Here is a 23556-nt window from a genome sequence, read left to right as displayed (position 1 = left end):
TCCACAACCGCCCAGTAGTCCACCGGCTCCGACGGACGGCCGCGAGATGCCTCATCGTGGCGTCGCAAGCCGTTCCGTCGTCGCAGGTGGTGGTCCCCATGTCCGTTGCTCCGTCGTCCCACTCTTCGCCCTCCTCCCTCGCTTCGCCCTCCTCCCTCGCTTCGCCCTCCTCCCTCGCTTCGCCCTCCTCCCTCGCTTCGCCAATCGTTCCGCTGCCGCTGGGCTCGGACACCCCGGCCACGTGCGAGGTGCCGCACTTCGCGCCGGTGCGGGTGCGCGGCGGGCGATACCAACTGCGCCGGCTCGTACGGCACCGAAGGCGGGCCTTGGCGGCCGGGCTCGCCGTGACCGCGGCGGCACTCGTTGCGGCGGGGCCGCGGGAGGCCGACCGGGCGCGTGGGCATCCGGTGGTGGAGCCGGTACGCCAGCACCGGGCCGTCGAACGGGTGTCCGCGCCGGTGCGGATCGCCGACGGGGCCACGGTGCGGCTGCTGCGGCCCGGCGACCGGGTCGACGTGATCGCCGCGGAGGAGACCGCGACGGGCGGTGACGCCGAGGTGGTCGCGCGCGGGGCGCGGGTGACGAAGGTGCCGGAGCCACTGGACACCGCGGCCGACAGTGGGGCCCTGGTGGTGCTGTCGGTGCCGCGATCCACAGCCGCGCGCCTCGCGGGGGCGAGTGCTACGGCGCGGTTGGCGGTGACGCTGTGCTGAGCCGGATGAAGCATGCCGTGGCGCTGAGCCGGATGAAGCATGCCGTGGTACTGAGCCGGATGGCGCATGTCGCGCGCATCATGCGTGACCTTCTGTCAAGTCACTCGTTAGTGGGGCCCAACTGGACAGGGTGGCCGAGCTCTGCCGTAGGTTGCGGAGCTGTTCGTTCCACAACCTGTGCATGCGAGGAGAGGCTCCGCGGTGAGCGAGAAGAAGGAACCGAGCATCTGGGAGGGCTTCAAGACCTTCCTGATGCGCGGCAACGTCGTCGATCTGGCAGTGGCGGTGGTCATCGGCGCCGCCTTCACCAACATCGTCAACTCGGTGGTGAAGGGGATCATCAACCCGCTGGTCGGGGCGATCGGCACCAAGAACCTCGATCACTACAGCTCGTGCCTGAGCTCGACGTGCAAGGGCGACCAGGGCATTCAGATCCTGTGGGGCTCCGTCCTCGGCGCGACCCTCAGCTTCGTGATCACCGCGGCCGTCGTCTACTTCCTGATGGTCCTGCCCATGGCGAAGTACCTGGCACGCGTGGAGGCCCGTCGCAAGGCCAAGGAGGGCGCGCAGGAGGTCATCGAGGTGACCGAACTGGAGGTGCTCAAGGAGATCCGCGACGCACTGGTCGCCCAGCGCGGCTCGGGGCACGACCGGCCTTAGGGCCCGGGCCTCTCAGGGGCCGGGGCATCGAGCTTCTCAAGGTCCATGCCCAAGGCGTCGGCGAAGACCGAGAAGGCGGGTGCCACTGTGCGCCATGCGCACTGCCGGGGGTTCGTCCAGAAGTCGCTGCCCACGACGCGGGGATCGGAGGGGTCGGTGCGGTAGTCGAGGGCGAGGGCCACGTCGTCGCCGGGCCTCCGGTTCACGGCGATGAGCACCGCCTGCTCGATGTCGAGCCAGGGCAGTTCGACCGGGGCCCGTCGTTGGCTGCCGCGCACCTCGCGGAAGAGTTCGGAGGAGCGCGGATCGTCGGCGAACATGTCCAGGGACCGGGATTCCCTGGTCATCTCCGTCGGGGTCAGGAGGAAGTCGAGTGGCTCCTCGAACCAGGGGATGAGCGCCCTCATCGCCACGTCACCCGGGTGCTGCCACCGCCCTCGACGCAGCGCCGACGTCAGCCGGTCGGGCAGGGCCAGGCCTCGGACCTTCGCGATCTCCACACCGGACAGGGTGACACGCCCCGCCGTCACCCCTCGATCGGCCCAGGCTCCGCGCGGGGAGGGACCGAGGCCGGCCCGCCGGGACCGTCCGGCTCAGATGTGGTGGGGCGGCTTCTCGTCAAGGAACCGCTTCAGATCGGCGGCACCGTCGCCGTCGGCGCCCGGCCGCTCGCCCCATCCACGGTCCGTGTCGTCCGAGGACTGCTGGTCCAACGGGTCGTCGAAGATCAGCGCGGGCTTCGGCGCACGCGGCTCGGGGGTGGGGGCGGTACTCATGCGTCCAGGGTACGGCCCTCGGGGCTGGGACCTCCGAAACGGCGGCTTCTCGGGGCTGGGACCTCCGAAACGGCGGCCTCTCGGGGCTGGGACTCCGGAACAGCAGCCCTCAGGCTTGAGAGCTTCGGAACGGCAGCCCTCGGCGCTGGGGCCTCCGGAACAGCAGCCCTCGGCGCTGGGACCTGCGGTACAGCAGCCCTCAGGGCTGCGACGTGCGGAGCAGCAGCCCGCCCGTCGACGCCTCACTCGGCGACGCCGCCTCTCCCGCCCACGGTTCGCAGCCTTGCGCGCTTGTGAATCGCCAGGCAAGAAATTCCGCGCCCCATCTGCTGTGCTTGATCCCATGACGTCCAGTTCGACTCCCGCGCCGGACTCCCCCCGCGCGCACGAAAGCCGCCGCCCACTGCGCAGGCTCACGGCCCGTGGCCGTGAGGAGGCGCACCGGACCGCCACCCCGCTCGAGCTCTTCTTCGACCTGTGCTTCGTCGTGGCCATCGCCCAGGCCGGGATCCAGTTGGTGCACGCCGTCGCCGAGGGGCACGCGGGCGAGGGAATCCTCAACTACGCCATGGTCTTCTTCGCCATCTGGTGGGCCTGGATGAACTTCACCTGGTTCGCCTCGGCGTACGACAACGACGACGTCCTCTACCGGGTCGTCACCCTGCTGCAGATCGCCGGTGTGCTGGTCCTGGCGGCCGGGGTCTCGCAGGCGTTCGAGGACCACGACTTCCTCGCGGTCTGGCTGGGTTACCTGATCATGCGGCTCGCCCTCGTCACGCAGTGGCTGCGCGCGGCCCTGTCGAGTGAGGGCCCGGAGAGAACGATGGCCCTGCGGTACGCCGCCGGAGTGCTGTTGTGCCTGGTCGGCTGGCTGGGGCTGGTGGTCCTGCCCGAGGGCGCCAGGCCCTGGGTCTTCCTGGTGATGGCGATCCTCGAGCTGTGCGTGCCGCCGTACGCGGAGAAGGACCACCCCACGTCCTGGCATCCGCGCCATATCGCCGAGCGGTACGGACTGTTCACGATCATCGTGCTCGGCGAGACCATCGCCGCGGCCACGGTCGCGGTGAAGACGGGCATCGACGAGAGCGACGAGCTGGGCGAACTGCTGCCGATCGCCGCGGGCGGGCTGCTGATCATCTTCGCCGCGTGGTGGATCTACTTCGTGGTGCCGATCCACGGTCACCTGCGCTCCAACAAGCAGGCGTTCCTGTGGGGTTACGGCCACTACCTGGTCTTCGCCTCGGCGGCCGCGATCGGCGCGGGCATCGAGGTGGCGGTCGAGCAGGCCGTCGGCAAGGCGCACATCTCGACGCTGGCCGCGTCGGCCGCGGTGACCCTGCCGACGGCGCTCTACCTGCTCACCGTGTGGGCGCTGCACTCCCGCCACTTCAAGTTCGGCATCACCCAGCAACTGGTGCTGCCGACAGCGGCACTGCTGGTGATCTGCTGCACGTTCCTGGGCGAGTGGGCGGTGCTCGCGGCCGGTGTGGTCTCGGCGCTGGCGGTCGCGACCGGGACCACACTGACGGCACGTATGACCAGCCGGGAGAACAGACAGCGGCTGAAGACGCCGGTCGCCTAGGGGACGGGACGACACGAGGAGACGTCGAAGCACTTGCTACTGCGGGTGACGGACGAGGCCGACGCAGGGAGACGACGGAAGGGCACGACGGACGAGGCCGACGCAAGGAGACGACGGAAGGGGACGACGCAGAGGGGAACGGCCGACGAGTGTCATAGGACGGCGCCGGTCACTGGACAACACTGGGCACATGACAGTTGACGCTCTGACAGACGTCGCGGGGTTGCGGGTCGGGCACGCGACGCGGACCGGCGACGGTTGGCTGACCGGCACGACCGTGGTCCTCGCACCCGAGGGCGGGGCCGTCGCCTCCGTGGACGTACGCGGCGGGGGGCCCGGCACCAAGGAGACCGACGCGCTCGATCCGCGCAACCTCGTGCAGAAGGTCGAGGCGATCGTGCTCACGGGCGGCAGCGCGTACGGGCTCGACGCGGCGTCCGGGGTGATGGCCTGGCTCGAGGAGCGCGGGCGCGGGGTGCGGGTGGGCATGGATCCGGCGCACGTCGTGCCCGTGGTCCCGGCCGCCTGTGTCTTCGACCTCGGGCGGGGCGGCGACTTCCGGGCGAGGCCGGACGCGGCCACCGGACGGGCGGCCGTCGAGGCGGCCGCGGCGAGCGAAACCGGTGCGCCCGTGCGGGAGGGGTGCGTGGGCGCCGGCACGGGAGCGACGGTCGGGCAGGTCAAGGGCGGGATCGGCACGGCGAGCGTCGTCCTGGACTCGGGCGTCACGGTGGCCGCCCTGGTGGTGGCCAACGCGGCGGGGGCGGCGGTGGATCCGGAAACCGGTGTGCTGTACGGGGAGTTGTTCCAGGGACGGGTGGAGTACCCGCAGGCGCACATCCACCAGGCCGCCCGCCTTCGCCTCGCCGAGTTCGAGGCCAAGAACGCACCGCCTCCGCTGAACACCACGCTGGCGGTGGTCGCCACCGACGCGGACCTGTCGAAGGCGCAGGCGCAGAAGCTGGCCGGCACCTCGCACGACGGCATCGCGCGCGCGGTGCGGCCGGTGCACCTGCTCAACGACGGCGACACGGTCTTCGCCCTGGCCACCGGGGACCGCCCGCTCGACACCGGGAACCCCCTCGCGCTGAACGACGTTCTCGCGGCGGGCGCGGATGTGGTGACGCGCGCGATCGTGCGGGCCGTGCGCGCGGCCGAGTCGGTGGACGGGCCGGGGGGAGTGTGGCCGTCGTACCGGGAGTTGTACGGGGATCGCTGACCCGGAGGGCCGGCGGGCGGGCGCCCGGCCAGTGCCGGTCGGCGCGGGACGGGCGGGTCGGTGTGGGCATTGTCGCGGTTCTGTCACGTGATGGCGTTCACCGCGTACGACGGGAACCCGGTTCGGTGGCGGTGGCCTCTTCCACCGTGGAACGGAACGGATCCCGCAGATCGCATGAACTTGGAGCAGCTCGTGACAACGCCGGACATAGCAGCGCGGCGCGCACTGAGGGCCTGTGCCGCCCTGGCGATCGGCGCCCTGACCCTCACCGCCTGCGGCTGGAGCGCCAACGCCGACAACGAGGACGGGAAGGGCGGCAAGGACTCCTCGGAGTCCGCCGCGAAGATCGTGATCTCGGCGAAGGACGGTTCGACAGGCGCGTCGATCAACACGACCGGTGTGAAGGTCAGCGACGGAAAGCTGACCGACGTGAAGATGACGCTGGCGGACAGCGGGGAGGCCGTGCCGGGCTCCCTGTCGGCCGACGGTGGCAGCTGGAAGCCGAAGGAGCAGCTGGAGCGGGGGACGAAGTACGAGATATCGGCCAGCGCCAAGGGCGCGGACGGGCGTACCGTCGCCGCCGACTCGACCTTCACCACCATCAGTTCGGCCAACAGCTTCATCGGGACGTACACGCCGGACGGCGGCACGACGGTCGGCGTCGGTATGCCGGTGTCGTTCACCTTCGACAAGGCGATCAGCGACAAGAAGGCCGTGCAGTCGCACATCACGGTCACCTCCAGCAGCGGGCAGAAGGTGGTCGGGCACTGGTTCGGCGAGCAGCGGCTCGACTTCCGCCCCGAGGAGTACTGGAAGGCCGGTTCCAAGGTCACGATGAAGATCGACCTGGACGGCGTCGAGGGCGCGAACGGCGTCCACGGCGTGCAGAAGAAGACCGTCACCTTCACCGTCGGGCGCTCGCAGGTCTCGACGGTCGACGTCAACACGCAGACGATGACGGTCGTGCGGGACGGCAGGACGGTCAAGTCGGTGCCGATCTCGGCGGGCAGCTCGGAGTTCACCACGTACAACGGGCAGATGGTGATCTCCGAGAAGTTCACGAAGCTGCGGATGGACAGCAGGACCGTCGGTCTCGACAACGCGTACAACATCCCTGATGTGCCGCACGCGATGCGGCTGACTCGGTCGGGGACGTTCATCCACGGCAACTACTGGTACAACAAGGGCAATCCGCCCTTCGGCCGCCAGGGCACGAGCCACGGCTGCGTCGGCCTGCAGGACGTGCAGGGCGGACAGGGTGACACGCCCTCGAAGTGGTTCTACGACAACTCGATCCTCGGCGACGTCGTGATCGTCAAGAACTCTCCGGACAAGACGGTGACGCCGGACAACGGGCTCAACGGCTGGAACATGGCGTGGAGCGAGTGGGTCGCGGGCAGTGCCGTGTGATCGGCTGAAGTGCCGTTCAGACAGGGATTTCTGATGGTTCGTCGGGCCGCGCGGGAACTTCTCGCGCGGCCCGTGCGTTTTACCGGACGTACGTTTTCTCGGTTCCCGGACATGATGTCCGACCGAGGGGCTACGGTATGCACCCACAAGGTGACATGCAGCAACGCCGGGAGAAACCTTGAGCGTTCCGTACGAGACGGCAGCGTACGAACCACCCGAGTCGCCGGAGTCTCCGGAGGAGCACCTCGCGCGACTCCTCGGCCGTGCCCTGAACTCCTTCGAGTTGGCCGACGAGACGATACAGCGGCTCGACTGTGCGCTGGCTCACGACAGCTCGCTGCACTCCGCGCACCACAGCGCGGGGCTGCACCGCGAGACGTACCGGCACACCTGGCTGCTCGCCGACGGCTCGGCGCTCACCCTGTGGGAGCTCGTGCACAACACCGCTCGGGGCGGGGCACCGCAGCACGAGGTGTACGCCGACGAGGAGGAGCTGCGTGCCGCGACCTCGCGGCTGCCGCTGCCGCCGGACGCGCCGGACTTCGAACTGCCGGTGACGGTGCAGCTGTCGCCGATACCCGCGCCCCGGCACGCGTACGTTCCGGACGACTCGGCGGACCACGCGCGCCGGCTGCTGCGCCGGGCGGAGAACGCCGACCGGCCGGGCGCGGAGACGGCCGCGTTACTGACCACGGCGTTCGCGCACCAGATCACACAGGCCTTCGGCCGCCCGTGCCGTACGGGACGTGCCGGGCTGTGCTTCTCGCTCTACGAGCACGCCTTCCTGCTGCGTGACGGCAGGGAGGTCTCCCTGTGGGAGGTCGAGCACACGGCGACACCGGACGGACGGCACATGTGCGAGGTGTACGTCGACGAGGACGCGGCGCGCGACGCGATGGAGCGGCGGGCGGCGCAGGTGTCCTGAGACGCCGCAGGCGCGGGCAGCGGTGCGGGCGCGGTTGGCGCGGATGGCATGAGTGCCCTCTTCTGCTCTGCCGGATAACGCCGTTCGGCCTCATCCTCCGGGCCGACCAGGGCGTTTGGCGTTTTCCGTGGCGAACAACGCGGATATGCCCACGCCCTAGCCGAGCAACGCGGATCGTCAGGCGGCGCAGGCGGGCACGTGAGTGGTGAGTTGCTGATGCAAAATCTCGCACCCTGCCCGGCAAAGAAAGAGCCTCACGCATTTCAAGATCTCTCCATCAGACCAGGTAAGCCTTCCGAGAGATCCGCGAGGCGTGTTACGAATCTGCATGTCACGGGCGCTCTGGCGGAACACACTGACCATTGATCCGCGTCGTGGAGAGTACGAAAAAGCCCGGGGGAAGGACACCATGACCAACAAACAACACCTCGCGAACGGCAAAGCCGTCAGGGTGCCGCTTCGCCGATGGGCGATAGCCATGTTTGCGATTCTCGCAGCACTCTTCGTTACCGTGGGCCAGGCGAGCCCGGCCAGTGCTGCCACGACAAAGCGCGTCTGCGCCCCACGTAAGTGCGTCAAGGTCAAGACGTCCCAGTACTGCTACCCCTCCAAGGGATGCGGGAAGGCGATGTACCGAGAGGCGCGCCCCGGGGAGTACTGCTCCTCCTCGGTCGGTTGTGTCACTTACGAGGGCAAGAACTACTTCTACACCGGGGGCCCGAAGCTGACGGCCGCGCAGAAGACTCAGACTCGGAAGTGCGCCGCATCCCTGGGCGTTACATGGCTCGGCGCACTCGGCAGCGGACCGGTCGGCCTCACTGTCCTCGGCGTGGCCGTATCCCTTTGGGGATGCACGTGAGGGCCTCTCGGGCCGTCAGGAGCAGAAAAGTCAGCAACGACCACTGACTCCACGTCAGAGGCTCCCCACGAGCGCTTTCGCCGGTGGGGAGCCTTTCGGCGTGAACCGGCCTTGGCGACCTCTGTCCCACTGCTGCCGGGCGGCTCAGCCGTTCAGCGGCCGTCGCCCAGCTGTCGTACCAGTCCAGCGAACGCGTCCCGTTCCGCCGGGGTCAGTTCCACGGCCTCCAGCTCGGGGGCCGTCTGGCGCTGTTGCGGGAGGGCGGAGAGTGCCGGGCCGCCCGGACGCAGCGGCGAGCGCTGGGGGCGGATGCCGCGCAGGAGGCGGATCAGGGCGGTCACCCAGAGCACGGCCGCCAGGGCCAGGACGACGGGGCCCAGCAGCTGGAGGAACGTGACGTGCTCAGGCATGCGCTCCAGTAGACACCACGGTCCGGGCCTTTGGGACCGGACCGTGACGTATCTCGCAGGTGCCGTGAACGACTCACAGCGCCTCAAAGGGACAAGCGGGAGCTTCGCCCGCCCGAGGGCTTACGCCGCCACCGGCTGCTTCGCCTCCGCGGCCGTGGCCGCCGGGGACTCAACGAGCGGAGCGCCCTCCGGCGTCGTCTTGCGCATGCCCTTCAGGAGGATCACCAGGCCGGCCGTGACCGCCGTACCGACCGCGATGGCCAGCAGGTAGAGGAACGGCTTGCCGATCAGCAAGGTGACCCAGACGCCGCCGTGCGGGGCGCGCAGGGTCGAGCCGAACGCCATGGTCAGCGCGCCGGTGACCGCGCCGCCCGCCATGGAGGCGGGGATCACGCGCAGCGGGTCGGCTGCGGCGAAGGGGATCGCGCCCTCGGAGATGAAGGAGGCTCCCAGGACCACCGCGGCCTTGCCGTTCTCGCGCTCGGCCGGAGTGAACAGCTTCCTGCGGACGAAGGTCGCGAGGGCCATGCCCAGCGGGGGCACCATGCCGGCCGCCATCACGGCCGCCATGATCTTCATCGCCGAGTCGCTCGGGGCCGCGACCGAGATACCGGACGTCGCGAAGGTGTACGCGACCTTGTTGACCGGGCCGCCGAGGTCGAAGCACATCATCAGGCCGAGGAGGACGCCGAGCAGGATGGCGTTGGTGCCGGAGAGGCTGTTCAGCCAGTCGGTCAGGCCCTTCTGCGCCTCGGCGATGGGCTTGCCGATGACGACGAGCATCAGGAACCCGACGACCGCCGAGCCGACCAGCGGGATCACCACCACCGGCATGACGCCGCGCAGTATCGGCGGGATGTTGATCCGCTGGATGCCGAGGACCACGCCACCGGCGATCAGACCAGCGGCCAGGCCGCCGAGGAAGCCCGCACCGATCGTCAAGGAGATCGCACCGCCGACGAAGCCGGGCACGAGACCTGGCCGGTCCGCCATGCCGTACGCGATGTATCCGGCGAGGACCGGCACGAGGAAGCCGAAGGCCGCGGCGCCGATCTGGAACATCAGGGCGCCCCAGCTGTGGGTCTGGCTCCAGTCGAAATGCTCGATGACGGGCTGGGCCTTGTCGATCTTCCAGCCGCCGATCGCGAACCCGAGGGCGATCAGCAGACCGCCCGCCGCGACGAACGGGACCATGTAACTCACGCCGGACATAAGCCACTTGCGCAGCTTGGTGCCGTAGCCCTCGCCGGGCTCACCGGCGCGCTCCACGGGGGTGCCACCGCCGGGCCGGGCCGCCGCGGTGACCTCACCGCGGGCCGCCTTCTCGCGGACCTCGGCGATGAGGTCGGCGGGGCGGTTGATGGCCGCCTTCACGCCGGTGTCCACGGTCGGCTTGCTGGCGAAACGGTCCTTCTCGCGTACGGCCACGTCGTGGGCGAAGATCACGCCGTCCGCCGCGGCGATGACGGCCGGGTCAAGCCGGGTGAAGCCGGCCGAGCCCTGCGTCTCGACGACGAGCTCGACGCCCGCCTCGCGGCCCGCGTTCTCCAGCGACTCGGCCGCCATGTACGTGTGGGCGATACCGGTCGGGCAGGAGGTGACGGCGACGATACGGAAGGGACGCTCGTCGTCGGCGGAGGCCGCGGCCGGGGCGCCCGGCGCCGGGGTGTTCGCGCCCTCGGAGTGCGCTCCCGGCGCCGGGGCCGTGGTGCCCGTGGCGGCGTCGGCGGAGGCCGCCACCGACGACGCCACGGAGTCTTCGGAACTGGCGGCGTCCGCCGCCGGGGGCTCCTCGCCCCTGATCAGCGCCGCTGCCGACGCCGCGTCCCCCACCGACCGCAGCGCGTCCGTGAACTCGGCGTTCATCAGCTGCCGGGCCAGCGACGACAGGATCGTCAGGTGGGCGTCGTCCGCGCCCGCCGGGGCGGCGATCAGGAAGATCAGGTCGGCGGGGCCGTCCGCCGCGCCGAAGTCGATGCCGACGGCGCTGCGCCCGAAGGCGAGCGTCGGCTCGGTGACGTGCTCGCTGCGGCAGTGCGGGATGCCGATGCCGCCGTCGAGTCCGGTCGGCATCTGTGCCTCGCGGGCGGCCACGTCGGCGAGGAAGCCCTCCAGGTCGGTCACCCGGCCCTGGGCCACCATGCGCTGGGCGAGGGCGCGCGCCGCCGCTTCCTTGGTGTCGGCGGACAGGTCGAGATCGACCAGGTCCGCGGTGATCATGTCGCTCATCGCGGGCTCCTTCGCACGCGTATCGCCCGGGGAGTCTGGTGGGCGGAGAAGGGGACGGGGGTGCCGTGGGGGGTGGCGGGGCTGCGGTGGGGGGAGGCGGGGGTGGAGGAGGCGGGGTCGGGGAAGTCCCGCCTCCTCCGGGCGGCAGAGCGGCTCAGGAGGCCCTGCCGTCCGTCGGCGGCGGTGAGTAACAGCGAGCTTCGCCGCTCACGGGACCGATCGGCAATGAAACAGGACTGATGGGCGGCAAATGTGACAACCGCGACATTTCTCATGACGCCGGCTCCTTCAGTGCGCGGTCCACCGGCACCTCGGCCGTGACCGTCACGGCCGCCAGGTCCAGGTCGTCCGGGGTCGGCATCACACTGCCGGGGAGCTGTACGGCCGCCGCGCCGTGGGCGACCGCCGAGGCGAGGGCCTCCGGGCCGCTGCCGCCCGCGATCAGGAACCCGGCGAGCGAGGAGTCGCCGGCACCGACATTGCTGCGTACGACGTCCACAGGCGCGCTGCCGAACCAGGCGCCCGAGCCGTCCACCAGCAGCTGTCCGTCGGCGCCCAGGCTCGCGAGGACGGTGCGCGCACCCATCTCGCGCAACTCCTCGGCCGCCTTCACCGCGTCGCCCACGGTGGACAGCGGGCGCCCGACGGCCTCCGCGAGCTCCTCGGCGTTCGGCTTCACCACATCGGGCCGCGCGCACAGGGCTTCGAGCAGGGCGCGCCCGGAGGTGTCCAGCGCGATCCGCGCGCCCCCGTCGTGTGCCCGCGCGACCACATCGGCGTACCAGGACGGCACGAGCCCCCGGGGCAGGCTGCCGCAACAGGCGATCCAGTCGGCGCCGCGCGACTGCTGCCGCACCGTCTCCAGGAGCAGTTCCTCCTCCTCCGGAGACAGTTCGGGACCCGGCGCGTTGATCTTCGTCAGTACGCCGTCCGACTCGGCGAGCGCGATGTTGGAGCGGGTGGCCCCGGCGACCCGCACCGCCGTGACCTCGATGCCCTGCGCGTCGAGCAGGTCGGCGACGAGCGCGCCGGGCGCACCGCCCAGGGGCAGCACCGCGATGGTGCGCTGCCCGGCGGCCGCGACGGCACGTGAGACGTTCACACCCTTGCCGCCCGGGTCCATCCGCTCGCCGGTGGCGCGGATGACCTCGCCACGGTCGAGGGAGGGGACCTCGTAGGTACGGTCCAGGGACGGGTTGGGGGTGACGGTGAGGATCATGCGCGCACTACTTCCGTGCCGCCGCGCTCGATGACGGCGGCGTCTTCGGGGCTCAGCCCGCTGTCGGTGATCAGCAGGTCCACGTCGCTCAGGTCGCCGAAGCGGGCGAAGTGCTCCTGGCCGTGCTTGGAGGAGTCGGCGAGCAGCACCACCCGGCGGGCCGCGGCCACGGCCGCGCGCTTCACCGCGGCCTCGGCGAGGTCGGGGGTGGTCAGGCCGTGCTCGGCGGAGAAGCCGTTGGCCGCCACGAACAGGACGTCGGCGCGGATCTCGCCGTACGCGCGCAGCGCCCAGGCGTCCACGGCGGCGCGCGTACGGTGCCGTACGCGTCCTCCGACCAGGTGGAGCTGGATGCCCGGGTGGTCCGCGAGACGGGCGGCGATGGGCAGGCTGTGCGTGACGACGGTGAGCGACGCCTCCAGCGGGAGAGCGGCGGCGAGGCGGGCCACCGTCGTACCGGCGTCGAGGATCATCGTGCCCTCGCTGGGCAGCTCGGCGAGGGCCGCCTTGGCGACGCGGTCCTTCTCGTCGGCCGCGGTCGACTCGCGCTCGGCGAGGTCCGGCTCGAAGTCCAGGCGCCCGACCGGGATCGCACCACCGTGCACCCGGCGCACGAGCCCGGCGCGGTCGAGGGCCTTCAGGTCCCGGCGGATGGTCTCCGCCGTCACCTGGAACTCCTCGGCCAGCGACAGGACGTCCACTCGGCCGCCGTCACGGGCGAGCCGGAGGATCTCCTGCTGCCGCTCCGGTGCGTACATGTCCGTTCGCCTCCGAACTGTGCCCGAACTTGTGGTTTCGCTGGGAGGCTACGCCTGGATTTCCGGAAAGTAAACAGGTTCGGGCCCAATCGGGCATGATCGGGCTTCGGGTCCGGGATATACGGGCCTACGGCCATGGGGACGTGCGGCCTTACGACGCGGGGCATGCGGCCTTACGACGCGGGGCATGCGGCCTTACGACGCGGGGCATGCGGCCTTACGACGCGGGACGGACCGCCTTGCGGGGCAGGGATGTACGGCCTTGCGGGGCAGGGGCATACGACCTTGCGGGGCAGGGGCATACGACCTTGCGGGGCGGGGATATGGGGAAACGGCAAAGGACCCGGCACCGAGGTGCCGGGCCCCTCCCCCGCTCTCAGCCCACCAGCGCGGGCTCCTTCTCCGTCGCCGGCGACGCGTCGTCGGCCGCTCCCTCGCTGTGCTGGGCCGGCTGCTTCGGCAGCGCGAACATCAGCAGGAAGATGACGGCCATCACCACGGCCACCCACCCCAGTGCGTGCTGGAAGCCGTCCGCGATGGCCAAGCCCGCCGCCGGACCGCGAGCGCCTTCCGCCAGCCGGTCGTCGACGACACCGAAGTAGACCACCGAGACCAGGCCCAGACCGAGCGCGTTGCCCATCTGCTGGACGGTGCTGATGAGCCCGGACGCCGAACCGGAGTGCTCGCGCGGCACCTCCGACAGGATCGCGTCCGTCAGCGGGGCCACGATCAGCCCCATGCCGAGGCCCATGACGACCAGGGGCAGGGCCATGTGCCAGGGGGTGATGGACAGGCCGTAGTGGCCGGACTCCCAGATGTAGAGCAGGACACCGATCCCCATCACCAGCGCGCCCGCCTGGAGCACCTTGCGCCCGAAGCGCGGAACCAGCTTCTGCACGGACAGACCGGCCGCCGTCGAGACCGCGATGGAGAACGGGATCCCGGTGAGCCCCGCCTTCAGCGGGGTCCAGCCCAGGCCGTACTGCATGTACAGCGTCCAGACCAGGAAGAAGATGCCGAGCGCGACGCCGAAGACGGTCTGTACGGCGATGCCGCCCGCGAAGCTCTTCACCTTGAACAGCGACAGTTCGACGAGCGGGGAGCCGTCCCGGGCGGCCTTGCGCTTCTCGTACGCCACCAGCGCACCGAGGACGACGAACGCGCCGCCCATCGAGACGTACCCCCACAGCGGCCAGCCCAGCTCACGGCCGCGGGTCAGCGGGTAGAGCAGCATGAGCAGGCCGAGGGTGACCAGGGCGACGCCGACCAGGTCCAGCTTCAGCGCCCGCGGCGCCTTGGACTCGGTGATGTAGCGGCTGCCGAGGATCAGGCCCGCGATGCCCACCGGGAGGTTGATCAGGAAGATCGGGCGCCATTCGAGACCGAACAGGTTCCACTCCGTCAGCAGCGCGCCGAGGAGCGGGCCCATGACCGCGCCGAGTCCGACGACCGCGCCGAACAGACCGAAGACCTTGCCCCGTTCGTGCGCCGGGAAAGTCGCGTGCACGATCGACAGGACCTGCGGCACCATCATCGCCGCCATGGCGCCCTGCAGGATCCGGGCCGCGACCAGCATCTCCGGGTTCGCGGCGAAGCCGCACAGGGCCGAGGCCATGGTGAAGCCGCCGATGCCGATGAGGAACAGCCGCTTGCGGCCGTGGATGTCGCCGAGACGGCCGCCGGTGATCAGCCCCGCGGCGAAGGCGAGGGCGTAACCGGCGGTGATCCACTGGATCTGGCTGAAGGTCGCGCCGGACTCCCGCTGGATCGACGGGATCGCGACATTGACGATCGTGACGTCGACGAGGTCCATGAAGGCCGCGGTCATCACGATCGCCAGGGCGAACCAGCGGCGGCGGTCGCCCGCGGCGGGCCCGACGGGCGGTGCGCCGTCGTCGGTCACGGGGGTTGTGCCCGGTGCGGTCCCGGCTGAGGTCTCGACGGACGTCGTCTCGGTGGAGGTCATGGCTTGAAGCTATGCCGCCACTAGGTCAGATCGTGTCCTAGATCTGCGGCATCCTCGGATTCATGACGACGGATACTCCGGCCCGGCTGCTCACACTCCTCTCCCTCCTCCAGACGCCCCGCGAATGGCCCGGCGGCGAGCTCGCCGAGCGGCTCGGGGTGTCCCGGCGCACGGTGCGGCGGGACATCGACCGGCTGCGGGAGCTCGGTTATCCCGTGCAGGCGACCAAGGGGGCCGACGGTGGCTACCGGCTCGTCGCGGGCAAGGCGATGCCGCCGCTCGTCCTGGACGACGAGGAGGCGGTGGCGATCGCGGTCGGGCTGCGGGCCGGTGCGGGGCACGCGGTCGAGGGGGTGGAGGAGGCGTCGGTGCGGGCGCTGGCCAAGCTGGAGCAGGTGCTGCCGTCGCGGCTGCGGCACCGGGTGACCACGCTGCAGGCCGCGACGACACCGCTGACCAGTGGGGACGGGGCGAGTATCGCGCCCGAGACGCTGACCGTGATGGCGTCGAGCGTGGCCGGGCGCGAGCGGTTGCGGTTCGCGTACCGGGCGGGGGACGGGACGGAGTCGCGCCGTCTGACCGAGCCGTACCGGCTGGTGTCGACGGGGCGCCGCTGGTATCTCGTCGCCTACGACCTCGACCGCGCCGACTGGCGGACGTTCCGGGTCGACCGGGTGAGCGAGCCGTTCGCCACGGGCGCGCGGTTCGCTCCGCGGGAGCTGCCCTCGGGGAGTGCGGCGGAGTACCTGCGGCAGTCGATGTGGCGGCGGCAGGAGACGTACGAGTTCTCGGTGACGTTCGAGGCGCCCGCGGAGTTCGTCGCGGCCCGCCTGCCGGGGTGGTTGGGGGCGCCGGAACCGGTCGAGGACGGGCGGCGGTGCCGGCTGCGGGGGTCGGCGGGGGATTCGGTGGAGTGGATGGCCGTGCGGCTGGCGATGGTGGACTGCGAGTTCGCGGTGGAGTCGCCCGAGGAACTGGTGCGATGTGTACGGGAGTTGGGCGGGCGGTTGAGCCGGGCGGCGGGGTGAGTCGACCGGCGGGCGCGGGTCACCCCTCGGGGACGGGAGATGCCCATGTGACACAATCTGCCGTCCGGGTGGGCCACCCCGTGGTTCAGGTACGGGGTGGCCCACCCGGCCTCCGACCATGAGAGAGCCGGGCCCCGGCACCCAGGGGGGATAGGCGCCGAAGCCCGGCTCGGGGAGAGTCCCGGCGCCGGGGGGAGTGCGTCGGGACTTGGTCTGTCGGTCCGCTGGTGTCGGTCCGCTGGTGTCGGTTCGATGGGGTCCGTCGATCTCCGCCCGGGCCCGAGGCCAGTCGCCCCAGGCCTCGAACTCCCGTGCCCGGAGGTCTTGTTCCCGGTGCCCCGACGGTTGAAGCGGCGTTACATCGCCACATTTGCGCGGTCTTTCGCCACCCGGCGTACGCCGCCCACGGCCGCACGCCTCCGGCCCTCCCACCGGAGGCACCACCCGACGCGGCGCTACTACCGGACGCGGCCCTCCCGCCGGAGGCACTACGCGGCCGCGTCGAACCCGGTGCTCCGCGCCAGCTTCTTCAGCTCCAGCAACGCGTGCTTCTCGATCTGCCGGATCCGCTCGCGGGTCAGCCCGTGCTCCTTGCCGACCTCGGTCAGCGTGCGCTCGCGGCCGTCCTCGATGCCGTAACGCATCTTGATGATGGACGCCGTGCGCTGGTCGAGGCGGCCGATCAGGCCGTCCAGTTCCTCGCTGCGCAGCAGGGTCAGCACGGACTGCTCGGGGGAGACCGCGGAGGTGTCCTCCAGGAGGTCGCCGAACTGGGTCTCGCCCTCGTCGTCCACCGACATGTTGAGGGAGACCGGGTCGCGGGCCCAGTCCAGGACGTCCGCGACGCGCTCCGGCGTCGAGCCGAGCTCGGCGGCGATCTCGGCGGGCTCCGGGTCCCGGCCGTTCTCACGGTTGAACTCGCGCTGCACGCGCCGGATGCGGCCCAGCTCCTCCACCAGATGGACGGGGAGCCGGATCGTGCGGGACTGGTCGGCTATCGAGCGGGTGATGGCCTGACGGATCCACCACGTCGCGTACGTCGAGAACTTGAAGCCCTTGCGGTAGTCGAACTTCTCCACCGCGCGCACCAGGCCGGCGTTGCCCTCCTGGATCAGGTCGAGCAGGGGCAGACCGCTGCGCGGGTAGCGCCGGGCCACCGCCACGACCAGGCGGAGGTTGGAGCGGATGAAGATGTCCTTGGCCCGCTCGCCGTCGGCGACCAGAGCCTCCAGCTCCTCACGGGTGGCGTCCGCCCTGGACTCCTCGTACCCGTCGAGGACCTGCTGGGCGAACACACCCGCCTCGATGATCTGCGACAGCTCGACCTCTTTGGCGGCGTCGAGAAGCGGCGTACGCGCGATCTCGTCGAGGTACATGCCGACCAGGTCGCGGTCCGCGATCTCGCCGCCATGGGCGCGAACACTGCTTGCCGCGTCGACGGCCTCGCCGGTGGCGGACTGACGACGGGCGACGGCACGGGTTGCCATGCGTGCTCCCTTGCGATGTGGGCGGGTGGTCCGTGAACGCCTGGGACTCTTCTCGAGTGCCCGGCATCCGATGGAAACAACGACTGGAATCAGGACAGAATTCCCAACCCGACCCGCTATTTTTCTGATCTTGCAGTACCCTGTCCGGCCACGGGAGGAGGCCCGATGCCGCCGGAACGTAGAGAGGTGCAGGTCAGGCCGGGAGTCGACAGTGACCTCGAAGCCCTCACCGACCTCTACAACCACTACGTACGTGAGACGCCCATCACCTTCGATACGGCGGTCTTCACGCCTGAAGAGCGCCGCCCTTGGCTGCTCTCCCACCCGGAAGACGGACCGCACCGGCTGATGGTTGCCGTGGAGACGGATCCCGAAGGGAACTCACAGCGGATTCTCGGCTACGCCACATCCAGCGCCTTCCGTCCGAAGCCGGCCTACGAGACCTCCGTCGAGGTGACGGTCTACCTCGCGCCGGACGCCGGCCGCCGCGGCATCGGCACCCTCCTTTACAAGGCCCTGTTCGAGGCCCTGGCCGGGGAGGATCTGCACCGCGCCTACGCCGGCATCGCCCAGCCCAACGAGGCGTCCACCCGGCTGCACGAGCGCTTCGGCTTCCGGCACATCGGCACGTACCGCGAGGTGGGCCGCAAGTTCGGCCGGTACTGGGACGTGGCCTGGTACGAGAAGGACCTCTGAGCCTCGCCGCAGGGGCCTCTCCCTCAGCCGAACTGGACCGACCGCTTCGCCAGCCCCATCCAGAACCCGTCGATCACGGACTTCTGGCCATCCGACTCACCGGCCGCGTCCGCCGCGCCCATCGTCACGAACAGGGGGGCGAAGTGCTCGGTGCGCGGGTGGGCGTAGCGGCCGGCCGGGGCCTTGTGGAGGAAGTCCAGCAATCCGTCCCAGTCGCGGTTCTCCAGCGCCCGGCGGCCCCAGTCGTCGAACTCCACGGACCAGCTGGGGATGCCGCCCTGGCGCAGGGCGGCCAGGTTGTGGGTGAAGAAGCCGGAGCCGACGATCAGCACGCCCTCGTCGCGCAGCGGCGCCAGCTTCCGGCCGATCTCCAGCAACTTCAGCGGGTCGAGGGTCGGCATGGAAATCTGGAGGACGGGGATGTCGGCCTCGGGGTACATCTCGACGAGCGGTACGTAGGCGCCGTGGTCCAGGCCGCGGTCCGGGATGTCCTGCACGGGCATGCCGGGGGCGCGCAGCAGCTTTCGTACGGACTCGGCGAGCTGCGGTGCGCCGGGTGCCGCGTACGTCACCTTGTAGTAGTGCTCGGGGAAACCCCAGAAGTCGTAGACGAGAGGAACGGTCTCGGTGGCACCGATGGCGAGCGGGGCCTCCTCCCAGTGGGCGGAGACCATGAGGATCGCCTTGGGGCGCGGCAGGTCGGCGGACCAGGCTGCGAGCTCACCGGGCCAGATCGGGTCGTCCGCGAGGGGCGGGGCGCCATGGCTGAGATAGAGGGCAGGCATGCGCTCCTGCGTGGCGGCGGACATGGTGGCGACTCCCTCCGGAGAGCTGAAGCGTCATTTGCTTCAAATCTAAAGCTTCTCTCTCGAAGAAGGTACGCCTCGGTAGTTAAAACTTCAAGGAGAGCTCTCGTACAGTGGGGTACATGAATACGGCATCTACCTCCGCGCCGGCGGAACCGCGCTGGCTCACCGACGACGAGCAGCGTGTCTGGCGCTCGTACATGGAAGCGTCCACCCTGCTCTGGGACCACCTGGACCGCCAGCTCCAGCGGGACGCGGGCATGCCGCACGTCTACTACGGCCTCCTGGTCAAGCTCGCCGACGCCCCGCACCGCAGGCTGCGGATGACCGAGCTGGCGATGCTCGCCAAGATCACCCGTTCCCGGCTCTCGCACGCGGTCGCCCGGCTGGAGAAGAACGGCTGGGTGCGGCGCGAGGACTGCCCCGACGACAAGCGGGGCCAGTTCGCGGTGCTGACGGACCAGGGCCTCGAGGTGCTGCGGGAGTCCGCGCCGGGCCATGTGGAGGCCGTACGCCAGGCGATGTTCGACCGGCTCACCACCGAACAGCAGAAGGCCCTCGGCGAGATCATGCAGATCGTCGCCGAGGGCCTGCAGCCGAGCGAAGCGGGTGCGGACCTGCCCTGGCTGCGCTGAACCGCTCATCTCAGCGAGCCGGGGCAGGTCCCTGAAGGCCGTACGTACGGAGCGTCCCCATCCCCGTACGTACGCCTGGTCCCAAGGGGTACGGGCCTACGGTCGTCGGACTCAGTGCGCGACGACCGGCACCGGCACCTCGTCCGCCGCGCCCTCCTCGGAGGACGCCACCGTCGTACCGCCCGGGCGGCCGGCGTTGACGAAGGTCAGGGCGATGGCCGCGGCCACCACCAGGATGCCGACGGCGAACCAGATGGCGCTGGTGTAGCCCTGCACCATGCCCTCCAGCTGGACCAGCTGCTGCTGGGACCGGCTGGCCGCACCGCCGATGTGGTCGGCGATGTAGGACGTGGTGGCCGAGGCGGCGATCGTGTTCAGCAGGGCCGTACCGATCGCGCCGCCCACCTGCTGCGAGGTGTTGACCATCGCGGAGGCGACACCGGCGTCCTGCGGCCTGACGCCCTGCGTGGACAGGGACATGGCCGGCATGAACGCGGTACCCATACCCAGGCCGAGCAGCAGCATCGCCGGCAGCAGGAGCGTGGTGTACGAGGAGTCGATCTCCAGCTGGGTCAGCAGCAGCATGCCGAGCGCGGCGACCAGGAAGCCGGGGCCCATCAGCAGCCGCGGCGCGACCCGGGTCATCAGCCGGGTGCCGATCTGGGTGGACCCGGCGATCATGCCCGCGATCATGGGCAGGAAGGCGAAGCCGGTCTTCACCGGCGAGTAGCCCTTCACGATCTGCAGGTAGTAGGTGAGGAAGAGGAACAGACCGAACATCGCGATGATCGCGAGGCCGAGCGAGAGGTAGACACCGCCGCGGTTGCGCTCGGTGACCACGCGCAGCGGCAGCAGCGGGGCCTTGACCTTGGCCTCGACGAGGACGAAGGCCAGCAGCAGCACACCGGAGGCGACGAACATGCCGACCGTCATCGAGTCGCCCCAGCCCTCGGACTCGGCGCGGGTGAATCCGTAGACCAGCGCGACCAGGCCCAGGGTGGACAGCAGGACGCCCGGGATGTCGAGCGGGTTGCGGTTGCGGCCGCCCTCCGGCTCACGGATGACGAACCAGGCACCGGCCGCGGCGACCACGGCGAACGGGATGTTCACGAAGAACGTCCAGCGCCAGTCCAGGTATTCGGTGAGGAAACCGCCGAGGATCAGACCGACGGCGCCACCGCCACCGGCGATCGCACCGTAGATGCCGAACGCCTTGGCACGCTCCTTGGCGTCCGTGAACATCACGGCGAGCAGCGACAGCGCGGCCGGCGCGAGCAGCGCGCCGAAGACGCCCTGCAGGGCACGGGCGCCGAACATCATGGCCTCGTTGGTGGCCGCGCCGCCCAGCGCGGAGGCGGCGGCGAAGCCGGCCAGACCGACGACGAAGGCGCGCTTGCGGCCCCACAGGTCGGCGATACGGCCGCCGAACAGCAGCAGACCACCGAAGGCGAGGGCGTAGGCCGTGACGACCCACTGCCGGTTGCCGTCCGAGATCCCCAGGTCCTGCTGGGCGGAGGGCAGGGCGATGTTCACGATGGTCGCGTCCAGCACGACCATCAGCTGGGCCAGCGCGATGAAGACGAGCGCTTTCCAGCGGTTGGGATCGACGGCACCGAGGGTGCTGCCGGGAGCCTTTGCGGCTGTTTCAGACATGGGGGTACCCACTTCGGGACTTCGTGACGGAAAGTGCGTGTCTAAAAAAAGTGCGTGTCTAAAGGGGACGGCTCGTCGGCTTCGACGGCCGGTGAGACCCGGTACCGGTGTGCCGGTGAGGACTCGGTACTGCGATTCGGAGTTCTGACTGGCGTTGCTCTGCGAACTGATCGGTCAGGCCTGACGCAGGTCCTCCATGGTCATCGCCGCGCCCGGCAGGACCGAGCGGGCCGGGGCCCGCAGTCCGTCCAGGAGCAGCTGCAGATGGCGGTGGACGTAGCGGTCGGCGATGTTGCACCCGGTCCCGGCCGGGGGCCGGCTGAGCTGGGCGACGACGAGCATGATGTCGCCGACGTCCACATCGGAGCGGAGCTGGCCGGCCGCCCTGGCGCGGTCCATGATCGCCCCGATGAGCTGCTCGACCCGCTGCCGCGAGGCCTCGAGATCCGGGTGGTTCTTGTCGAAGGTGCTCTGGACCATCGGGCACAACGCGCTGATCCGCTCGTCGGCGGCGGTGTGCACGAAGCGCTCCAGGGCCTCGAAGGCATCCCCGGTCTCCGCCAGCGCGAGTTCGGCGGCGGCCGCCGTACGCTCCATGACGGAGCAGACGACCTCGCGGATCAGCGCGTCGCGGTCGGGGAAGTTGCGGTACACCGTGGCGTTGCCGACGCCGGCCCGGCGAGCGATGTCGTCCAGCGGCACGTCGGGGCCGAGTTCGACGAACATCTCCCGGGCGGCGGTGACGATCCGCTCCCGGTTGCGCAGGGCGTCGGCGCGCGGCCGGCTCGCCTTGCGCGCTACGGGGGTCGCGGTCTGCACGGCGTACTCCTGAGTTCCAGTGGTGGCGATCCGGGGAGGCTGTCCCCGTTTCGCTCGGACACCTGGCTAAACGGGGAAGGCATCCCCGGTTATTTCCCACGACGGAAAAGATTCCATGTGACCTGAGTCACAAGCGCCCCGCAAAAGAACCCACGTTCGGTCTCCTCCAACGCGCGCCCGCGCACCCCTCGACACAGGGTGATCGAGAGGGCGCAGCACGCGGCCGGCGCGCTGCCATGGACTGAAGGGCCCATGCATGCAGCCGAGCCGTCGGATACGCCCCCGCCGTGTGGTCGCCCTGGCCTCCGTGACCGCCCTGACCCTGGCGGTCAGCACCTCGGCAGGCACCGGGCACCACACGGCGGGCACCCTGACGGCGACGGGAGCGGGACCGATCGCGCTCGACCGCTCCTCCCCCCTCGGCCCCTGCATGATCAGCGGCCGGCCGACGGTCCAGATGTCGGAGGGCGTGCCGACGGCACGCGGCTACTCCCGCTCCACCGGCACCGTCCACGCCCTCACCGTGATGGTCGACTTCCCCGACGCACCCGGTCCGGGCCGCGCGCTCGACCGTTTCGCGGAGTTCTTCCCCCAGACCCAGGACTGGTTCCGCACCAGCTCCTACGGCCGCCTCGACTACCGCCCGCGGACCCCGATCCGCGGCTGGCTGCGCATGCCCAAGTCCTTCCGCGACTACGGCATAGAGCGCGGCGCGCCCTTCGACCCCGGGTACCGGCAGCTGGTCCAGGACATCGTGGCCGCGGCCGATCCCAAGGTGGACTTCAAGTCGTACGACTTCCTGAACGTGCTGGTGACACCGAACGCCGGCCCGTCGGCCCTGGACACGGTTCTGTCCGTCTCCTTCGCGGGCAACACGGAGGCCCCCGTGGCCGACGGCGTCTCGGTCGCGAACGCCTCCTTCGTCTACTCACGTCAGGACGACGGCTCCGGCTCCTACCGCCGCACCGGCTACCGGGTCCTCCCCCACGAGAACGGCCATGTCTTCGGCCTGCCCGACCTGTACACCGCTGAGGGCGGGGGCGCGGTCGGCCACTGGGACATCATGAGCGAGGACTGGGGCGCCAACAACGACCTGCTCGGCTGGCACAAGTGGAAGCTGGGCTGGCTGGACGCGGCACAGGTACGGTGCGCGACCGCCTCCGGAAGCACCGACTACGAACTGACACCGCTGGCCCGCGAGGGCGGCCCGAAGCTGGTGTTCGTCCCACTGGACCGCCGCAGCGGCTACGCCGTCGAACTGCGCACCCGCGAGGGCAACGACGAGACCGTGTGCCGCCCCGGCATCCTGATCTACAAGGTCGACGCGGACGTGGACACCGGGATGGGCCCGGTGAAGGTCCACGACTCCCAGCAGGACAGCGGCGGCTGCACCCGCAGTCCCAACGTCCACGCGGAACTGTCGGACGCGACGTTCGTGCCTGGGGAGGAGTTCCGGGATTCGGAGAGGGGGGTGCGGGTCTCGGTGGTGGGGGCGGATTTGGCGGGGACTTATCGGGTTCGGGTTGTGCGGGAGTAGGGGGCAGGGGGTTCGGTACGGGGGTCAAGGGGGGCGGGGGTTAAGGGGGTCGGAGGATAAGGGGGTCGGAGGATAAGGGGGTCGGAGGATAAGGGGGTCGGGGGTTAAGGGGGTCGGGGGTTAAAAGGGTCCGGGGGTTGAGGGGATCCGGGGGTTGAGCGGGCCCGAG

General features: G+C 70.4%; 22 protein-coding genes. 11 read left to right on the top strand and 11 right to left on the bottom strand.

Translation table 11 applies throughout. The features are described 5' to 3' along the window. Positions 1-248: 248 nt before the first annotated feature. Together ACIBAG_RS06150 and mscL are read left to right on the top strand one after the other, a co-directional pair. Positions 249-713: a hypothetical protein gene (locus ACIBAG_RS06150; protein WP_399101491.1), complete on the top strand. Its 465-nt coding sequence runs from the start codon at positions 249-251 to the stop codon at positions 711-713. A 201-nt stretch (positions 714-914) separates the two neighbouring features. Beyond that, a complete protein-coding gene (gene mscL, locus ACIBAG_RS06145) occupies positions 915-1373 on the top strand; it encodes a large conductance mechanosensitive channel protein MscL (protein ID WP_399101489.1) in 459 nt (152 codons plus the stop codon). Here mscL and ACIBAG_RS06140 read toward each other — a convergent pair. Both ACIBAG_RS06140 and ACIBAG_RS06135 read right to left on the bottom strand, forming a co-directional pair. Continuing rightward, positions 1370-1873, bottom strand: coding sequence for a hypothetical protein (locus ACIBAG_RS06140; protein ID WP_399101487.1), 504 nt, complete (start codon positions 1871-1873; stop codon positions 1370-1372). The genes mscL and ACIBAG_RS06140 overlap by 4 nt on opposite strands. Positions 1874-1966: 93 nt before the next feature. Further along, on the bottom strand, positions 1967-2149 hold the full coding sequence (locus tag ACIBAG_RS06135; protein ID WP_399101484.1) for a hypothetical protein: 183 nt from the start codon (positions 2147-2149) through the stop codon (positions 1967-1969). A 343-nt stretch (positions 2150-2492) separates the two neighbouring features. Here ACIBAG_RS06135 and ACIBAG_RS06130 point away from each other — a divergent pair, with 343 nt between their 5' ends. The 5 genes from ACIBAG_RS06130 to ACIBAG_RS06110 all read left to right on the top strand — a co-directional run bounded on the left by ACIBAG_RS06130 (position 2493) and on the right by ACIBAG_RS06110 (position 8144). Beyond that, the gene (locus ACIBAG_RS06130; RefSeq protein WP_399101482.1) at positions 2493-3731 is read left to right on the top strand and encodes a low temperature requirement protein A; all 1239 of its coding nucleotides are present in this window, start codon (positions 2493-2495) and stop codon (positions 3729-3731) included. Positions 3732-3921: 190 nt separating this feature from the next. Beyond that, positions 3922-4950: a P1 family peptidase gene (locus ACIBAG_RS06125; protein ID WP_399101480.1), complete on the top strand. Its 1029-nt coding sequence runs from the start codon at positions 3922-3924 to the stop codon at positions 4948-4950. A gap of 192 nt (positions 4951-5142) precedes the next feature. Next, positions 5143-6360, top strand: coding sequence for an Ig-like domain-containing protein (locus ACIBAG_RS06120; protein ID WP_399101957.1), 1218 nt, complete (start codon positions 5143-5145; stop codon positions 6358-6360). A 178-nt stretch (positions 6361-6538) separates the two neighbouring features. After that, positions 6539-7285: a DUF6227 family protein gene (locus ACIBAG_RS06115; RefSeq protein ID WP_399101478.1), complete on the top strand. Its 747-nt coding sequence runs from the start codon at positions 6539-6541 to the stop codon at positions 7283-7285. A 409-nt stretch (positions 7286-7694) separates the two neighbouring features. After that, positions 7695-8144: a hypothetical protein gene (locus ACIBAG_RS06110; RefSeq protein ID WP_399101476.1), complete on the top strand. Its 450-nt coding sequence runs from the start codon at positions 7695-7697 to the stop codon at positions 8142-8144. Positions 8145-8296: 152 nt separating this feature from the next. Here ACIBAG_RS06110 and ACIBAG_RS06105 read toward each other — a convergent pair whose 3' ends face one another. The 5 genes from ACIBAG_RS06105 to ACIBAG_RS06085 form a co-directional block, all read right to left on the bottom strand. Further along, complete coding sequence (locus tag ACIBAG_RS06105) at positions 8297-8554, bottom strand: hypothetical protein (protein WP_399101474.1); 258 nt, start codon at positions 8552-8554, stop codon at positions 8297-8299. 120 nt (positions 8555-8674) lie between these two features. Continuing rightward, complete coding sequence (locus ACIBAG_RS06100; protein WP_399101472.1) at positions 8675-10783, bottom strand: fructose-specific PTS transporter subunit EIIC; 2109 nt, start codon at positions 10781-10783, stop codon at positions 8675-8677. A gap of 271 nt (positions 10784-11054) precedes the next feature. Continuing rightward, positions 11055-12002 (bottom strand): 1-phosphofructokinase, encoded by a 948-nt coding sequence (pfkB, locus tag ACIBAG_RS06095; RefSeq protein WP_399101470.1) that lies wholly within the window; start codon positions 12000-12002, stop codon positions 11055-11057. Beyond that, entirely contained in the window at positions 11999-12760 is a 762-nt protein-coding gene (locus ACIBAG_RS06090; protein WP_399101468.1) for a DeoR/GlpR family DNA-binding transcription regulator, read from the bottom strand. Before ACIBAG_RS06090 ends, pfkB begins: the two co-directional genes overlap by 4 nt. Positions 12761-13136: 376 nt before the next feature. After that, positions 13137-14726, bottom strand: a complete 1590-nt coding sequence (locus ACIBAG_RS06085) for an MFS transporter (RefSeq protein ID WP_399101466.1) — start codon at positions 14724-14726, stop codon at positions 13137-13139. A 62-nt stretch (positions 14727-14788) separates the two neighbouring features. On the opposite strand from ACIBAG_RS06085, the gene ACIBAG_RS06080 reads away from it, so the two are divergent. Next, positions 14789-15754 carry a helix-turn-helix transcriptional regulator gene (locus ACIBAG_RS06080; protein ID WP_399101461.1) on the top strand — a complete coding sequence of 322 codons (966 nt, stop codon included), beginning with the start codon at positions 14789-14791 and terminating at the stop codon, positions 15752-15754. A 488-nt stretch (positions 15755-16242) separates the two neighbouring features. Here ACIBAG_RS06080 and ACIBAG_RS06075 read toward each other — a convergent pair whose 3' ends face one another. Then, on the bottom strand, positions 16243-17241 hold the full coding sequence (locus ACIBAG_RS06075) for an RNA polymerase sigma factor RpoD/SigA (RefSeq protein WP_399101459.1): 999 nt from the start codon (positions 17239-17241) through the stop codon (positions 16243-16245). 165 nt (positions 17242-17406) lie between these two features. On the opposite strand from ACIBAG_RS06075, the gene ACIBAG_RS06070 reads away from it, so the two are divergent. Continuing rightward, positions 17407-17937, top strand: a complete 531-nt coding sequence (locus ACIBAG_RS06070; protein WP_399101457.1) for a GNAT family N-acetyltransferase — start codon at positions 17407-17409, stop codon at positions 17935-17937. Positions 17938-17960: 23 nt separating this feature from the next. On the opposite strand, the gene ACIBAG_RS06065 is transcribed toward ACIBAG_RS06070, so the two are convergent. After that, positions 17961-18746: a dioxygenase gene (locus ACIBAG_RS06065; protein WP_399101455.1), complete on the bottom strand. Its 786-nt coding sequence runs from the start codon at positions 18744-18746 to the stop codon at positions 17961-17963. Between the two features lie 119 nt (positions 18747-18865). Here ACIBAG_RS06065 and ACIBAG_RS06060 point away from each other — a divergent pair, with 119 nt between their 5' ends. Then, the gene (locus ACIBAG_RS06060; RefSeq protein ID WP_399101453.1) at positions 18866-19378 is read left to right on the top strand and encodes a MarR family winged helix-turn-helix transcriptional regulator; all 513 of its coding nucleotides are present in this window, start codon (positions 18866-18868) and stop codon (positions 19376-19378) included. Between the two features lie 111 nt (positions 19379-19489). Here ACIBAG_RS06060 and ACIBAG_RS06055 read toward each other — a convergent pair whose 3' ends face one another. Both ACIBAG_RS06055 and ACIBAG_RS06050 read right to left on the bottom strand, forming a co-directional pair. Beyond that, entirely contained in the window at positions 19490-21031 is a 1542-nt protein-coding gene (locus ACIBAG_RS06055) for an MFS transporter (RefSeq protein ID WP_399101451.1), read from the bottom strand. 174 nt (positions 21032-21205) lie between these two features. Continuing rightward, entirely contained in the window at positions 21206-21850 is a 645-nt protein-coding gene (locus tag ACIBAG_RS06050) for a TetR/AcrR family transcriptional regulator (RefSeq protein WP_399101449.1), read from the bottom strand. A gap of 256 nt (positions 21851-22106) precedes the next feature. Here ACIBAG_RS06050 and ACIBAG_RS06045 point away from each other — a divergent pair, with 256 nt between their 5' ends. Further along, entirely contained in the window at positions 22107-23387 is a 1281-nt protein-coding gene (locus ACIBAG_RS06045; protein WP_399101447.1) for a M6 family metalloprotease domain-containing protein, read from the top strand. Positions 23388-23556: the final 169 nt, after the last annotated feature.

Origin of the sequence: Streptomyces sp. NPDC051243 (assembly GCF_044455405.1) — a bacterium.
Classification (GTDB): Bacteria; Actinomycetota; Actinomycetes; order Streptomycetales; family Streptomycetaceae; genus Streptomyces.
The sequence above is the reverse complement of the archived record's forward strand: the minus strand, read 5'-3'. Positions and strand labels throughout refer to the sequence as shown.